The organism is Vibrio wakamikoensis, from assembly GCF_050337275.1.
In the GTDB taxonomy this organism is placed as follows: domain Bacteria; phylum Pseudomonadota; class Gammaproteobacteria; order Enterobacterales; family Vibrionaceae; genus Vibrio; species Vibrio chaetopteri.
Genome location: NZ_JAKJST010000001.1, coordinates 1 through 16,464 on the forward strand (window position 1 = coordinate 1; position 16,464 = coordinate 16,464).

General features: G+C 47.2%; 7 protein-coding genes and 1 pseudogene. 3 read left to right on the forward strand and 5 right to left on the reverse strand.

What is annotated here, in order from left to right; translation table 11 throughout:
* Positions 1-60: 60 nt before the first annotated feature.
* Positions 61-6,663: an Ig-like domain-containing protein gene (locus tag L4C42_RS00005; RefSeq protein WP_429758816.1), complete on the forward strand. Its 6,603-nt coding sequence runs from the start codon at positions 61-63 to the stop codon at positions 6,661-6,663.
* Between the two features lie 89 nt (positions 6,664-6,752).
* Here L4C42_RS00005 and L4C42_RS00010 read toward each other — a convergent pair whose 3' ends face one another.
* Positions 6,753-7,745, reverse strand: coding sequence for a 2-hydroxyacid dehydrogenase (locus L4C42_RS00010; RefSeq protein ID WP_353500044.1), 993 nt, complete (start codon positions 7,743-7,745; stop codon positions 6,753-6,755).
* 233 nt (positions 7,746-7,978) lie between these two features.
* Between L4C42_RS00010 and L4C42_RS00015 the strand changes: the two are divergent.
* A pseudogene (locus L4C42_RS00015) lies at positions 7,979-9,224 on the forward strand (carbohydrate porin).
* A gap of 50 nt (positions 9,225-9,274) precedes the next feature.
* On the opposite strand, the gene L4C42_RS00020 reads toward L4C42_RS00015, so the two are convergent.
* From L4C42_RS00020 to L4C42_RS00035, 4 genes are read right to left on the reverse strand one after another with little or no spacing between them, the layout of a single operon-like run.
* A complete protein-coding gene (locus L4C42_RS00020; RefSeq protein ID WP_353500045.1) occupies positions 9,275-11,389 on the reverse strand; it encodes a type I secretion system permease/ATPase in 2,115 nt (704 codons plus the stop codon).
* Positions 11,390-11,403: 14 nt separating this feature from the next.
* The gene (locus L4C42_RS00025; protein ID WP_429758820.1) at positions 11,404-13,314 is read right to left on the reverse strand and encodes a bifunctional diguanylate cyclase/phosphodiesterase; all 1,911 of its coding nucleotides are present in this window, start codon (positions 13,312-13,314) and stop codon (positions 11,404-11,406) included.
* 6 nt (positions 13,315-13,320) lie between these two features.
* Positions 13,321-14,004: a transglutaminase-like cysteine peptidase gene (locus tag L4C42_RS00030; RefSeq protein ID WP_420884635.1), complete on the reverse strand. Its 684-nt coding sequence runs from the start codon at positions 14,002-14,004 to the stop codon at positions 13,321-13,323.
* Positions 14,005-14,040: 36 nt separating this feature from the next.
* Positions 14,041-15,432, reverse strand: a complete 1,392-nt coding sequence (locus L4C42_RS00035; protein WP_429758822.1) for an HlyD family type I secretion periplasmic adaptor subunit — start codon at positions 15,430-15,432, stop codon at positions 14,041-14,043.
* Between the two features lie 358 nt (positions 15,433-15,790).
* Between L4C42_RS00035 and pdxH the strand changes: the two genes are divergently transcribed.
* Positions 15,791-16,429: a pyridoxamine 5'-phosphate oxidase gene (gene pdxH, locus L4C42_RS00040; protein WP_353500049.1), complete on the forward strand. Its 639-nt coding sequence runs from the start codon at positions 15,791-15,793 to the stop codon at positions 16,427-16,429.
* The last annotated feature ends 35 nt before the right edge of the window (positions 16,430-16,464 follow it).

Consider the following 16,464-nt stretch of genomic DNA (forward strand, 5'->3'; position numbering starts at 1 on the left):
ACGTTTGATATTGTCCTGCCGACTGAAGACGACACCATCGTCGAGCCGACCGAAACTTACATGTTAACGTTAGATGGCGTGGAGTCGACAGGTACTATCCTCGATAATGATAAACCTTCGATCGAGTCTATTGATGTTGCTGGTGATGATGATTCAGTCGTAGAGGGCAATGATCTCGTCTTTAATGTGACGTTATCAGAGCAGACGCTATCACCCGTTGAGTATCCACTTACGCTACCGGCCTCCCTTGATGTCGACATTTCGGGCATTAGCTTCTCCAATGGCGTAACTTTGGTCGATGGCATGCTCAATGTGCCTATCGGCGTGACGACCTTTAATATCGTTTTGCCAACCGTAGACGATACCCTAGTTGAGCCAACAGAGACGTACACCCTTACCATAGACGGCGTAGACTCGATGGGCAGCATTCTAGACAACGACAAACCTTCGATCACCTCTATTGAGGTCGCAGGTGATGATGACTCGGTCGTAGAAGGCAATGATCTCGTCTTCAATATAACACTTTCCGAGCAAACTCTGTCCCCAGTGGAGTATCCACTTAACTTACCGATATCGCCAGATGTCGACACAGCGAACATCAGCTTCACTAATGATGTCACTTTGGTGGACGGCGTGTTGAATGTGCCCGTTGGCGTGACCACTTTCGACATCGTACTCCCTACCGTAGATGATGCGCTTGTTGAGCCCGTTGAGACCTACACACTGACTTTAGATGGAGTGAGTGCCACAGGTAGCATCATCGATAACGATAATACCGATCCGATTGCCGAAAATGACCCTGAAGGTCTAGATCGAACAATAGGCACGGTCGGCTCTGAGAAGCCTGGTTGGACATTTGATACCAATGACTCAGATGACCTAATTGATAGCGTTACTGCCTCTTACGATGGCTCTGACACCGGCTATCAGGTATATGGCAGCGACAAATTGGGGATCGACGGCACGTCCACCGGTGGCCCTAACGAGCAAATCCAGTATAACCGCAATGAAGGAAAGTCAGAGAAGCTAACTATTGATCTCAAAGCTCCAGCGGTCGGTGGCTCATTCTCCGTTACGAACTTGTACGCGGATGAAGGGGGAACGGATAACCACGAGCAAGGTAAATGGAGCGCCTATTTGGGTGATACATTGATTGCTTCCGATTACTTTTCAAATGAAGAAGGCAATGCTGGGATTTTCAATATCGATACCGGCGGTTTTGCCTTTGATCGAATTGAATTTGAAGCCGTTGAGTTCACGGATGGTGCAGCAAGAGGGAATGATTCTTCAGACTATTTCTTGCAGGGTGTTTCGTTCGATGGCGCTGACGCCTATGTATTTGCCCAGGGACAAGAAGTTCGTATCCCACTAAGTGAAATCCTTGCTAACGATAGCGATCCCGATGGCCATAGCTTTAGCGTGACGTCCATTTTTGGTGAAAGTTTAGGTGATGCCTACATTGACGGGAATGATGTCGTGTTTGAATTGCCTGATGAGTTTATCGGTAATGCTCAGTTCCAGTACCAAATCACTGATGAGCGGGGCGGTACTGATACCGCAACGGTTAGCGTGTTAATTAACCCGGCACCAGTAGCTGTGGATATTATTGCCTTTGAGGCTGACAATAACGATGTCACGGAAGGGGACAGCTTCATTTATAACGTGACTCTCGATGGCACCACCAGCGTTAAAACCTTTTTTGATATTGCGTTCGGTGCCGGTTCCGACTCAGCTTCGGCAAATGATATTGATTTAAGTAGCTTAGACTTTAGCGATGAAGTGACATACAACGCGGTAACTGGTGAACTAGAAATCCCTGCGGGAGTCTCTTCGTTTTCTATCGAATTACCAACCGTTGATGATAACCGCTTCGAGAACACAGAAGACTTCACCTTAACGATTGGTGGGCAGTCTCTCGCAGGTAACATCCTTGATAACGATGACGTGACACTCACGCTTACCGGTGGTGGTGAAGTAAGTGAAGACGCAGGTTCTGTCGAGTATGTTTTAGGCCTAAGTAATCCATCGGACGTTCCGCTTACAGTCACTCTTGAGCGCATTGATGACACGACCGACAGTGGTGACTTTACCACTACGACGGCGAGCTATAACAATGGCAGCGAGGATGTCACACTCGATATCGTCAATAATCAAATCGTGATTCCTGCTGGCGTTACCGCAGTGGATATCAATGTCGGCATTGTTGATGACGACGTGTATGAGCAAGATGAAGACTTTAGCCTCAAAGTCACGGAGCCTGCTGGCCTAACTACCAATGGTGAGACTGGAATCACCGTCGGCGCAACCATTTCTGATGATGGCGAAATTGATGGTGAGTCAGACGGTGACAATGACAATCTCGCTCCAGTCATTGATCTCGATGATAGTGAAGCGGGTACAGGCTACTTAGCGACGTTTACCGAAGGTGATGACCCCATCATGGTGGTGGATAGCGATATTGTCATTGATGATGATATTGACGTTATTACCAAAGCGGAAATCAAGCTCACCAACCCACAAGCGAGTGACAGCTTACAAGTTGTTGGCTCGCTACCAACAGGTTTGGATGTCACTAGAGCGACCATAGCGGGGGCATTGGTACTCACTATTTCAGGTGAGGGTTCCTCGGCTGACTATGAAGCCGCGCTACAATTGCTGCAGTTCGATAACGACAGTGAAGATCCAAATTCAGTTGATCGCAATATTGAGATCACTGTGTTTGATGATCAAGGCTTGGCATCTAATGTTGCCACATCCACGATCAATGTTGTTCCTGTCAACGATCCACCGGAGTCAGAAGACTTCAGCTTCTCTGTTGATGGCAACGATCCAGTCTCTGTTGTGTTCGATACAGGTACAGGAACTATTGAAGGCGAGGGTAGTGACCATATTTCTGACATCGAAGATGATGCGGATGGTAAACAAGTAAAAGTGACAATTACGGAGCTTCCGGTCGGCGGGACACTGTTCTACAACGGTGTTGCTATCAACCAATCTAATGTCGAGAACGGTGATGCCTTCGACCCAACACATATCACTTATCAACCTGATTCGAATGCTCAAGGCTTTGTGTTGGGTACTAAGGTGATACCAACCGATAGCGACTTAGAGAGCACGAGAGACGAGTTCTATAACTGGGGTGATAAGGTTGACGGTAAGAACCGCGTACTAGAGTTAGAGAATGGTGATTCGATTACCATTAGCTCGGACAAAGGCAATTTGACTCAGTACCGTGGTGATGTGCAAGCCAATCATGTAGGGCATGGTTTGGGTATTGGCGGTGGTCACGGCATCAATGAAGGTGAAACGCTTACAATAGATTTTACTCAGCGTCCTGCCACTCATGTTGAGCTTGGGCTTGACGGTATGGGGGGGTATTTCTTAAGTGGACTTGGTGGTGACAATGAATCTTCGGTCACGGTAGAAGTTATGCTGAGCGATGGTAAGGCCATCGATTACATTCCAAATGTACAGAAATTTACCTCAGGTAACGATGAGCTGTTCCACGTATTGAACTTCTCAGTCGATGACCTAGTCGGTGCTAGTGAAGGCGTATTGATTACAGGTGTGAGTTTAGGTACGTACGGCGCGGGCAACTGGGAGCTTCGCTATCTCGATACCGCACTGAATGATAGCTTCAAGTACACAGCGGTGGACAGTGATCAAGGTGAGAGCGCAGTCTCAGTTGTGACCATCATCGATGAGCGTGACAACAATGCGCCACCAACGCTTGATCTTGATTTGAGCGCGGTGGGTACCGGCTTTGATGCCATATTTACTGAGGGTGATGAGCCTTTAACTATTGTTGATACCGACATTACGATTTTCGATGAAAACAACGTGATTTCGTCAGCGGAGCTTATTTTCACAAACCCACAAACGGGCGATGTGTTTGGGCTAAACGCAACGGACAATCCTCTGCTAAGTGGCATTATGTATACCACTGAAACGTTAGAGTCTGGTGCGATAAAAATTACCCTTACCGGTGATGCCTCCGCCGAGGATTATGAGGCAGCGATTAGTCTGGTTCAGTTCGAAAACACCAGTCAGTCGCCATCGCAAGATGATCGAATTATTGAGATTACGACGTTTGATGATGCAAGTGAGCCATCCAATACGGCAGTTTCGACCATCTCGGTGACCGGTGTTGCTGATGTAACTGTTGCGGCAGCAAGTGGCTTTGAAGATAGCAAAATTGACCTCGATATTAGCCTACCAGCCGGCAGCGCTGCGGAGTCGATTGTCATCTCCAACATTCCTACTGGTGCAAAAATCTTCGATGGTAATTCCGAGCTCACAGTGACAGATAACTCGGTGTCTGTCACTCCATTGATGCTTGATACGTTAACAGTGCAACCACCAGAAGACAGCGATGTTGACTTTACACTGCTGGTGACAGGTCTTGATGCCTTAAACCAAGAGGTTGAAGCTCACGACCTAGAGGTTGTCGTTAAACCGGTGACGGATACTCCTATTTTGCAAGTGTCCGGTGATGAAATCGTTGCTTCAATAGACTTTGAGAACGTCACGCTTAATCGTTCATGGCGTGGTGATGTGACAGAGACTGAGCTCAGCTCGAATGGCTCTGTAGGCACTTGGGGCACCAATAATCCAGGCGGCATCGTCGAAGTGGGCCAAGAGGGCGTTTATCTTGGCGGCAATGCGCAAGATCGAGATAACCAGCTATTTGAAATAGAAGGTCGACGTGGCAAAGATGACTCGTTGTTTACTGAGTTTGACGGCAAAGGCGGTCAATTCTACGAGCTTAATTTTGACGTAGCAGCGCGACGCGTTAACGACTCACCACTCAAAGTGTTCCTAGTAGACGAAGAGGACAACCGTACAGAGCTGTTTGAGTTCGATGATTCCGTAAATCGAGACTGGAATGATGTTCAAGAGTTCTTCCAAGTACCGAAAGACGGCACTTATCGTATTGAGTTCGAATCTGAGCAAGACGATAGCTACGGCGCACTTTTGGATAACATCGTATTGTCAGCGCGCAGCAACGTAGGTTATGAAGATACCTATATCGATATCAGCGATATTGTTGCCAACCTTACTGATACGGATGGTTCAGAAAGCTTAACCCTGCTGATTCAAGGTCTGCCACAAGGTGCGATTGTCACTAACGGAACGCAAACATCGATTGCTGGTGCCAATGGCAAGGTCGATATTTCAGATTGGAGTAATCTGGATGACCTGCAGATTCAAGTGGCTGACAAAGGTACCTATCCGCTGACGATTACTGCAACTGCTTCCGAGGGAGATACCACGTTCTCTCCTGCCGATAAGTCAGAGTCTGAACTCATTGATCTTATCGTGCTTGAAGCTCCTACCTCAGTGGAGCCAAATACGCCACCACTTGTGACGGATTTTGAGTTCTTTGCCCCTGATGACACCATTCCTCTTAACTTTGCGGATTTTGTTACCGATGCAGAGGACGATGTGAGTAATGATAAGGACAGCTTGGTAGAGATTGTCGGCGAGCCAGAGTTTGGTCAGCTTTACTTCTTATCAGGTACAGGCGAGCGTTTTGATTTAGATGTCGGAGACCTCGTTGAGGACACCACCAATATCTATTATGACCTAGAGGTTGGTTTTGATGTGTCGGCTCTTGGCTATAACCATCAAGGACAAGATCCATTTGGTAACGGCGTTGAAGTGACGGGGGGTACCTATACTGGCGATAAACCGCACATTGGTGTTGAAATGGAAGAGATCGCCTTCGATGGTGCTGGCGCGGCTAAACAATCAGGCTTCTTTACCAAGCGGGACGATGAGAACGGGCAGGGTAAAGAGACAGAAGCTAAGCAGAACGAGTTTATGTCTATTCGATTTACAGCGGGTATGATGACTCGAGCCTTGGTTGGTGTTGGCAGCTTAACTGGACAGTTCAGTGCAGCTGCGAATGGTAACGGTGCAGCTCAGATATTTGTTTATCTCTATGCGGGCGGTACCTTGCTTGATGAAACGCCGATTGTAATGGACAACAGTACCATCGTTGATCATCAGGCGGTCATCGAGGTCACATCGACTCTTCCTTTTGATGAAATGCGAATCATGCCTTACAACGCTGAAGGTCAAGATGCTGGCTTTGTCCTACAGAGCTTAACCGTCACTGGTGGCGAAGTTGTCGATGCGTTCGATTATCGTGCGGTGGATTCTAATGGGCTGCAAAGCGATGATACAGCAACGGTTAATGTCAATATCGTACCAAACGGTAATGTAGCCGATGTGGAAGAAGTGGATTATGCTGTGCAGGGTGGCAGCGGAGTGACTGTTATTCACGGCACGGATGGCGACGATGTGCTTGAAGGTGGTTTGGGCAATGATGTCCTCACTGGTGGTCTAGGTAACGATACCTTTAAATGGGGAGCCGATGACCTCGATGGCAGTTATGATGTCGTCACTGACTTCTCTCAAGTCGATGGAAACCGAGATATTCTGGACTTAACGGATGTGTTTGAAGGTAGCGGTGAAACTCTTGATGACTTGTTAGATAATAACAACATCACAGTGACGAATACGGCAGATGAAACTGGCACTCTGGTTAACATCAATAAAGATGGTAAGAGCGTCACCATTGAGCTTGAAGGTGTGACTGGAATATCGTCATTGAGTGTTCCTGAACTAAGCCAGATTATTATTGTTCTCGATACGTAGTAACGCTGCGGTAAGCGGCTACCAAAAAATCAAGGCAAAAACCTAGTGTCGACGGGATGATTTGTGTTTACAAATCATCCCGTTTTTATCTAGTCAATGAAGTTCGCAGAACGCTTTTGTACAGCAAAGTCTTCAACATTACCCAGTGTTGTCTCAGCGATATTTTCGAGTGCGTCAGTGGTTAAAAACGCTTGGTGACCTGTGAACAGCACATTGTGACACGCCGATAGGCGACGAAAGACATCATCAACAATTACATCGTTGGATTTATCTTGGAAAAACAGCTCCTTCTCACTCTCGTACACATCTAAGCCTAGAGCGCCTATACGACCCTGCTTGAGCGCTTCTATTGCAGCCGATGCGTCGAGTAGTTCTCCTCGACTGGTGTTAATAATCATCACGCCATCTTTCATCTTACCGAAAGCAGTAGCATCGAGAAGGTGATAGTTTTCAGGCTGCATAGGGCAGTGCAGTGAAATCACATCCGATTTACTGATCAGTTCATCGAGCTCGCAGTATGTAGCTCCGAGTTCTGTCACTGCCTCATTTGGGTACGGGTCATAACAAAGCACGTTCATTCCTAGCCCTCGAAGGATACGAATGGTTGCAATGCCTATCTTGCCAGTGCCGATAATGCCTGCAGTTCGCCCGTGAAAGTTGAATCCAACCAGGCCTTCCAATGAAAAGTTCGCGTCTCTAGTGCGCTGAAACGCCTTATGGAAACGGCGGTTTAGCGTCATCATCATGCCGACAGCGTGCTCAGCAATGGCTTCGGGAGAATAAGCCGGAACGCGCGCCACTTGAATGTTCAGCTCCTTCGCTGCTTCTAGGTCAACGTTGTTGAATCCAGCACAGCGCATGGCAATCATCTGAATGCCTCGATGTGCGAGCTGCTCTAGAACTGGTCTTGATAGATCATCATTCACAAAAGCACAGACGACGTCGTGTCCTTTCGCCATCTTTGCCGTCTTTTCATTGAGTCCAAAGCTATAGAACTGATAGTGCAATGTTCTTGACCCTTTCGCGCTTTCAAAGGCAACTTCGTCGTAAGATTTGGCGCTAAAAAATACAATACTGGTCATTATTATTCCTCACTCTTGGGCTGACGATAGTGTAGTTGAGCGTGTCTGTTAGCAAAGTATCACACCCTTAATACGTAGATAAACCGAGCACCTGTGTGGGTATATAACGTGAGGTGATGAATTTTAATTTTATGTGTCGTCCACTCCGTTATTCAATGTCATCAAATGGCAATTAATAAGTGCTCAGTCGACTAAAATAGATGACCAAGCATTCACCTAAAAGAGCGTTATCTATGACCCGAAAGACTTTTTCATTAAGCCCATTATTACTAGGTCTATTTTTTGTCCTATCGGCGAATGCGGCTAACTTTGAAGGCCCAGACTCCGTTGAGAATACGATTGCTCAGCAAACGGAGCAAAAGAAAGACTGGCGCAATCAGTTAGCGGATAAGGGTTTTACCTTTGGTGCGGACTATTTTGCTCTGGGGCTAAAATCGCCCAATGGTGTTGATGGCGCTAACGTGAATGCAGTTTCAGGCGTTGCCAGATTTTACGGTTCGTGGAATCTACTTGGCCATGGCACAGACAATGTGGGCAGCCTAGTGTGGAAGGTTGAACACCGATACCGATCCGAAGAGTTTCGCGTGGCTTGGGCAAGATCAAGTAGGCTACGCGGGTATGATTGCGCCAGCATTCAGTGACCAAGGTTTTCGCGTCACGGATCTAAACTGGAAGCAGAAAATCAGTGATGGCCGAGGCTCCATTATTGTCGGTTGGCAAGACGTGACCAACTATGTTGATGTTTATGCCTTAGCAAGTCCTTGGTCTGGTTTTACGAATCTCGCATTTTCAACCAGCGCGGGCGCGATGGGGTTACCCGATGATGGTGCGTTGGCAATCTCTGCGGGTCATATGTTGGGTGACAACTTTTACATTGTCGGTGGTATTGCCGATGCGAAAGGTAAATCAGAGGACATTTTTGATGGTTTCGACACGGCATTTGGCGGTGACGGGGCTTACTTTAAAACCTTAGAAATAGGCTGGACTGCTTCTCAAGAGCAAATTTATACGGATAACTTGCATCTGACCTTTTGGCATATGGATGCTGGCTCTCGTCATAGCTTGTCATCGACAGTATTGGAAGATGGTACGGTCATCGGCGGCGAATCAGGACAAGGTGTGAACTTCTCTTGGAGTCAATTTGTTACTCCGCAAATTATGCCATTTGTTCGTGGTGGTATTTCTGAGGGGGATGTTGCCTTGTATGACCGCTCGTTATCAGTCGGCATGGGTTACTTTGGTTTAGGCCAGCCGAACAATAATTTGGGCTTTGCCATTAACTGGTCACAAACCAATGAAGATACATTGCAAACGTTCTTAAATGCAGGTGAAAGGCAAGTTGCTGCAGAGCTTTACTACAACATGCAGTGGGGTGATCACGTTCAAATTACACCTGATATCCAATACATCAAAGACCCTGCGTTTTCGAGTGAAAGTCATGCCTGGGTGTTTGGCATCCGCGCCCGTATCTTTATCTAGTGTTAGTATAAAAAAATCCCGCTCAAATCGAGCGGGTTTTTTTTATGGGTTTAGCTTGCGGCTTTGACTTTGCCTTGTCTCAAGTCGCTGAGTACCTGAGCTTTTGGACCATCCGCTATGATGGTGCCTTTCTCCATGACAATGACTCGATCAACCACATCTAACATGGACGTTTTGTGGGTAATCAGCAGCAGTGTTTCCGACTCTTTGAGCTGCTTGAGCTGGGTTTTAATGTGCAGCTCTGAGCGGTTATCCATAGAGCTGGTGGGCTCGTCCATAATCAAAATCGGAGGGCGAGCTAAGAATGCTCTGGCAATCGCGACTGCTTGTCTTTGACCACCAGAGAGGAGCAAGCCACCTTCACCTACTTGTCTTTCAAGACCGGCAGGATCTTGTTGAGTGAAGACGGTCACCCCAGCTCGGTTTGCTGCGTCCATAACGTCGCGATCATCGACCAGTGGTCGCCCTAGCGTAATGTTGTCGCGAATAGAGCCGTAAAATAGAGCGCAGTCTTGTGGTACACAGCCAATATTGCGTCTTACGTCCACGTGGTGAAGCTGAGCAATGTCGGTTTCATCAATCCTGACATGACCTTCAGTTGGTTGGTAAAGACCTATTATGAGCCGCTCAAGCGTGGTCTTCCCTGAACCAATACGACCGATGATAGCCACTTTTTCTCCGGGCTCTATCGTTAGGCTTAAATCCCGAATCGACGCCATGGGTGAATCTGGGTAGTGGAAGGTGACGCGATCCAGTTCGATTTTGCCGTGAATGATAGGGCGGTGAATGTAGCGCTTGCCTTCTTCTTGCTCGTCGGGCATCGCCATGACCTGTTCGATAATGGTCATTGACGATTTGGCTTGGTTGTAGCGTGTTGATAGCAGCGAAAGCTGCACTAATGGACCGATTGCACGGCTACTCAACATAGTAGCGGCAATGAGTCCACCCATGGTCAGCTCACCTTCTGCAATTAAGTAAACGCCGAGAATGATCATGCCTATGTTGGAGGATTGCTGCACAAAGCCAGCGGTATTTTGAATACCATCAGTGATACGTTTGCTTTTAATATTCCAGTTTGCCATGTGAGCGACCGCTTCTTCCCAGCGGTACTGATATTGGCTTTGGGCGCCAAATATTTTCACAGTTTCTAGTCCTGCTAAGCTCTCGATTAAGTTAGCGTATTTTTGCGAAGCAAGACGCGACCCTTCGTCGATAGTTTTGCGCAGCGGCCCTTGGATGAGTAGCGAATAAATAATGAGAATCACAACCCCGACAATAGGGATGATCACCAAGTTACCTGCCATTAGCCAAATGATAACTAAGAACAGCAGCGCAAACGGTAGATCAATCAGGGAAGCTATGGTTGCTGAGGTGAAAAACTCGCGAATCGATTCAAACTCTTGCAAGTGACGCGCAAACGCTCCGACCGACGGTGGACGCGACTCCATTCGGATGCCCATCACCTTGCTAAACAGCTTAGATGAAATAAGAATGTCTGACTTTTTACCTGCTACGTCAATAAAGTAACTGCGCATGAGTTTGAGCAGTAAATCAAAGCCGAAGACGATAAAAATACCCGCAGCCAGTACCCAGAGGGTTTCAAAGGCAAGATTTGGCACCACTTTGTCGTATACCAAACGAGTGAACAGCGGCGCGGCAATGGCGAAGATATTGATAAGTAGCGAGGCAATCAACACATCGCGGTAGATGCGTTTTGATTCCCATAAGGTGCCCCAAAACCAGTGGCCATCTCGGGTCTTAAGTACTTCAGGAGAGCGCTCGTCGTAGCGAAACTGCTTTTTAACCAAGAAGTAACGCCCCGAATACTGGGCAATAAGATCGTCTAGGGCAATGGAGATGGGCACCATGCCAGACTCAAGTGTAATGATTTCCGCTTCATTTTTTTCTTGATCGATACTGTTCAGCACGCACGCATCGCCGCCTTTGAGAAGCAGAATGACAGGAAAAACGATGGTTGGAATAGCATCCAGATCCGCCCGGTTTTCTTTGGCGACCAAACCCGCACGCTCGGCTGAGCGTGGTAGTAAGAATGGAGTCAGTTTGCCTGAAGATAGGGGCAGGCCATTAACCAACGCCTCAGGGGAGTTGGCTAAGCCGTAATATCGACTGATGTAGATGAGCGAATTGAGTAACGGATCCTTCATGGATTCTGCACCTATTATTTGTCCACGATAAAGCCTTGGAACACATCAACAAAGTGCTCAGACAAGAAGTCGAGCTGAGTTTGTGTTTCCACGCGAGAGGCAATGGTTTTGATACCTAAGTTGTGTGCTGTTCTTGAAATAGACGTCAGCGTAAACTTCTGTTTTTCATCATCAAGTTGATGGGTGTACAAGTAATCCAATTTCACGTAATCGGGTCTAAACTCGTTGAGGTATTCCAAAGATTGGAAGTTGCGTCCGTAATTATCGACACCAAATTTCGCGCCCGCATTGCGAATGGCATTACAAAATAGTGCGGTGTGATGCGGGTTACTGATAAAGCAGCTCTCTGGTATCTCAAAGTGTAGCTTCTCACAAATACTGGCGTGTTTACTTAGTTCTAACGATATCCAACGAATGAAGCTTGGCTGAGCAATACTGGTCGGCGTGATGTTGATGGCGATGGCATCAGACATTTCTTCACGCTCTAGCTTATTGATGACCGACATAATGACGTGTTCATCGAAGATGTGGCTGGCATCAAGCTGCTCTAGCGCCAATAGATATTGGTTGGCCGTGTAGCGCTCGCCATCTTTTTCAATCGCAGAGAACACCTCACGGTGATAGGTTTCACCCCAGCTACTATTGGCAGCTTGGAAGCGGAAAGTCACTTCGTCGTCGTTGATGGCCTCTTCGACCAAGGCGCGCCATTGCTGTTTGCCCATGATGACGCCAGTGTGTTCGTTAGAGATGTAACCATAGTCTATCTCTGGATTCGATTTAGCTTTGGTGAGCGCGTTATCCAGCACAGACAGCATTTGCGTAGAATTTTTGCGCTCTTCATTAAACACCACACCAAGGGATGCTTTTGCTTTGCTAAGACCAGTTGGGTCTGCATTGAGATCTTGAATACAGGTGATGATGCTGTTGGCTGCGAACTTGAGTTCATTTTCATCAATATTCGGGAATACAAAACCAAACTCATCCGTCGAGATACGAGCGATCACGGTGTTTGGCAAATTAATGGTCATCGACAGTAGATCGGCAAGCTCGCGCACTAGCCCATCCCCAGCCTCATAACCTTCCCCCTTATAAGTCTGCTTAATAAACTCAGCATGCAAGATGGCGACGCCACCCAATGAAGATTCGCTCAGCCACTGATTGAGCTGTCCCATGAAGAAAGCACGGTTACCAAGGTGAGACACGGGATCCATATACGCGCGTTCGCGCAGCTTCTGTGCTTCCTTCGCTTGCTGTTTGAAGGATTCTTCTACGTGTGCCGACATACTATTGATGCCATCTACGACAGCAATCAAATCTCGGGTTCTAGGTCTAAGCAGCGGTTCACCAAACTGACGATTGGCCACTTGTTCCATTTTAACCACAATGGCGCGCAGTGGATTCAGCGCTCGGCGTAATATAAACGCGATAGCGAGTAAGCCTAATACGAGAATGCCCAAAAATGCCGCTGAAAGACGCTCAAACGCATGCCAAAGCTGAGAATAGGCCTCACCAGGGTGACTAACAATTTCTACCTCTGCCAACTGTAGCCAGCCACTAGTGACGACGCGAGAGTCCTGGATTGGCGAAAACAGAGGAAGATTGGTAAACCATGCAGGTACGTCGCTCGGTTTGATTGGATAAGTGCGCAGTATTTCTTCATCACTCTCAAGAAATACCAGGCGAACCGTAGAGTAGGTGCTGCCATCAAATAGGGCGTTGATCACCGATTCCACGGCGACCTTGTCTTGAGACTGTAGGTACGGCGCCAAGGCAAGTCCGACGGTATTGATGGTGTTATTGACTTCAGAGCGTTGCTGCCGCTCCAAAAAATCTTTGGTGGTGTTAATTTCGATAATAAACACCGACGTCAATAACAGTAAAAAAACGGCTATCATGCCGACCACTAGCTGTCTGTATAGTGTCATAATTATTTACTCGTCGTAATTTACCTTTGGTTTCCGTAACGTTAATGAGCGCTCGCGACTGCGCAAATCATTCCATAATTTTAGTCTCGACGACTTTCCGGCTAACTTGCCTTGGGTGGTTTTCATGGTCCACAAGTTGCGACCATTAAAACTGTATATCGGGAGTAGATCGCCGCGTTTAGACGCGGGTTTTATTTCGCCAATAAGATTGTCTAAGATCAGCGGTTGAGAGCGTGGTGTTTCGTAGTAGGCAAGCACCATGTGGAATTGATTGAGCTCAATCGCCTTAACGTAGACCAAACGTAGCTTTTTATCGGAGATACCGAGTTCGAGCAACGAGAAGTATTTGGCGATGGTAAAGTCTTCACAGTCACCAGCATTGCTCCCTAAAAACTCCAGCGGCGTTGCCCAGTAGTCTTTTCTTCCCCACAATCGAATATCATCGACAAAGTTGAGTTGGTTGAAGAACTCGTTCACTCCAGACAGTTGTTGTTTCTCGGATTTTCCCTGTAAACCAGCCAGCACAGAACGCCATGTCTGAACACGTTTACCCGCCCGCTCTCCGTACGTCTTGGTAACTGTACTAATCCAACGCTGTTCTTGTTTGGTGTAGGCGTCAGTGGTCGTCGCGAGCGATAAGGTTACCGCTGCGGCACAACCGATTAATGTAAACTTCAATTTGGCGCGCAGACGCCCCATTCGCTCACTCTTTATCACTAAGTCCCTTTACTCTTTTAGAGCGTTGTTTTGTGCGCTTATTATTGGTTTGAGCAGGTAATCTAGTACCGTGCGTTTACCTGTAATAATGTCAACCGATGCGGTCATGCCCGGAATAATAGGCAAGGTTTCATCGTGACCAAAGCTAGTCTTTTCGGTTCTGACTCGAACAATATAAAAGCTGTTGCCTTCCTCATCCTGAGTCGTATCCGCGCTGATATGTTCTAGCGTTCCATCTAAGCCGCCGTATTTGGTAAAGTCGTAGGCGCTGAACTTGACGATAGCGTGTAATTCTGGGCGTAAAAACGCGATATCTTGCGGCGCAATTTTCGCCTCAACGAGCAAGGTGTCTTCGGTTGGAACGATCTCAACAATATCCATGCCGGGCTGAATAACACCGCCGACAGTGTTGACGTTAAGTGTTTTTACCGTGCCGTTTACAGGAGACACCACGACAGTGCGGTTTACTCTATCTTCAAGACCAACAGCGGATTCTGTCATGGAAGAGAGCCGGTCTTGTGCTTCGTTGAGTTTTTCTTGCTGTTCTGAGCGGAATTTTTGTGCAATGTCGATACGGCTGAGTTTGGATTCCTCGATGGCAGAGCGCAGGGTAGGCAATTTAAGCTCCGTTGAAGTAAGCTCTCGTCTAGTGTCGTTGACTTGTCGTTGCAATTTAAGCAGTTCAACTTTTGGGACGACACCTTCATCGGCTAGAGGTTTGGTGATGTTTAACTCGTCACGGGCTAGGTTGTAGCCGTTTCTTAGATTTCGAACTCGGGCTTGCATCTCAACGAGATCCTGTTGTTTCTGTCTGACCTGTTGATCAATAACAGAGAGCTCGTTGCGAAGTTCATTGAGATCTTGGCGGTATTCTGCTCTTTGGCGAGACACTAAGTTCTTATTGTTCTCTTCAAATGTAGGCGGGTAGGCGAGCTTATTGGTATCCAGTGTGACAGATTCTCGCCAGTCGCTTCCTGATTTTGACTCATTAATAATAACGCTAGTCAGCGACGCTGAGAGTTGCAACACGCTCGCTGTAAGATTGAGAACCTGCTGCTCACGCTCGCGAAAGTCCGATCTGAAACGTGTATCATCAATCAGCAGAAGTTGTTGCCCTTGAGTGACCGAGTCGCCCTCTCGAACGAGAATTTCTTTAACGAGACCACCTTCTAGGTTTTGAATCACCTGTATTTGCGAAGAGGGAACAACTTTACCTTGGCCGACGGTCACTTTATCGATTTCTGCCCACGCAGCCCAGACCACAGCACAAACAAAAAACAGCAACATCACCCAAAGCATGATTCTGGCACTGGTAGGAGTATTGAGCAGCAAAGCAGCGGTTTTGTCGTCGATGTAATCCAGCTCGGCGTCCGACACCTTTTTGTATTCTTTATTATCCATATTCCATCCGCAGGGGTGATGTTCAGGAGTCGACTAATAGTTTGATTCTATTACCAAGATTATCCATCTGTAACCTGTTCTCATAGAAAGAGTCGATCCATCATGCATTATTGGACGTAGTTCACGGTGTGACCGTTTGTTAAGGGGGCACTTCGTCACTAGCGTTATCCGAAAGTTTAGCAGCGACGTGGTGAATATAAAGTAATGAATTATCGAAATATTGTCTGGCTTGAAGAAATTCATCATCCATTAGTGACAAACTAGGCGATAGAATTCAAAAATCGACGTCGAGATAGGGAATTCGGGTTGTTTTCTGTCACATATCGGCGCAAAATTCACAAAAAAGTGAGGAGTTGTTATGGGAATTGAAGATATTCGCCGCGAGTATTCGAAAGGTGGCTTGCGTCGTAAAGATTTAGAAGACGACCCGATTGATCAATTTAACAAGTGGCTAGCGCAGGCGGTGGAAGCCAAGCTTAGCGACCCAACCGCGATGACTGTGGCAACGGTTGACGAAAATGGTATGCCATTTCAGCGCATTGTTTTGTTAAAGAGCGTCGATGAGAGCGGCTTCGTGTTTTACACCAACCTTGGTAGCCGTAAAGCGCAGCACATCGAACATAACAATAAGGTGAGTTTGCATTTCCCTTGGCACACTCTTGAGCGTCAGGTGCATGTTACTGGTGTAGCGGAAAAGTTGACGGCGATGGAAAACATGAAGTATTTCACCTCGCGCCCAAAGGAAAGCCAACTTGCAGCGATTGCGAGTAAACAAAGTAGTCGTATTTCGGCACGCGGTGTTCTTGAAGGTAAATTTCTGGAACTGAAACAGAAGTTTGCTAAAGGCGAGATCCCAGTACCAACGTTTTGGGGTGGCTACCGTATTCGTCCTGAATCGATTGAATTTTGGCAGGGTGGCGAACACCGACTGCATGACCGTTTCCTGTTTAGCAAAGATGGAACCGGTCAATGGGATGCAGAAAGATTGGCGCCGTAACTGCTATTTAGCGTTTAGATTTTATCTAAGCTGCG

What these genes read in the sequence shown, in the direction of transcription:
- L4C42_RS00005 (WP_429758816.1), top strand. Translation starts at nt 61, where the DNA reads ATGTTAACGTTAGATGGCGTGGAGTCGACAGGTACTATCCTCGATAAT.
- L4C42_RS00010 (WP_353500044.1), bottom strand. Translation starts at nt 7,745, where the DNA reads ATGACCAGTATTGTATTTTTTAGCGCCAAATCTTACGACGAAGTTGCC.
- L4C42_RS00020 (WP_353500045.1), bottom strand. Translation starts at nt 11,389, where the DNA reads ATGAAGGATCCGTTACTCAATTCGCTCATCTACATCAGTCGATATTAC.
- L4C42_RS00025 (WP_429758820.1), bottom strand. Translation starts at nt 13,314, where the DNA reads ATGACACTATACAGACAGCTAGTGGTCGGCATGATAGCCGTTTTTTTA.
- L4C42_RS00035 (WP_429758822.1), bottom strand. Translation starts at nt 15,432, where the DNA reads ATGGATAATAAAGAATACAAAAAGGTGTCGGACGCCGAGCTGGATTAC.
- pdxH (WP_353500049.1), top strand. Translation starts at nt 15,791, where the DNA reads ATGGGAATTGAAGATATTCGCCGCGAGTATTCGAAAGGTGGCTTGCGT.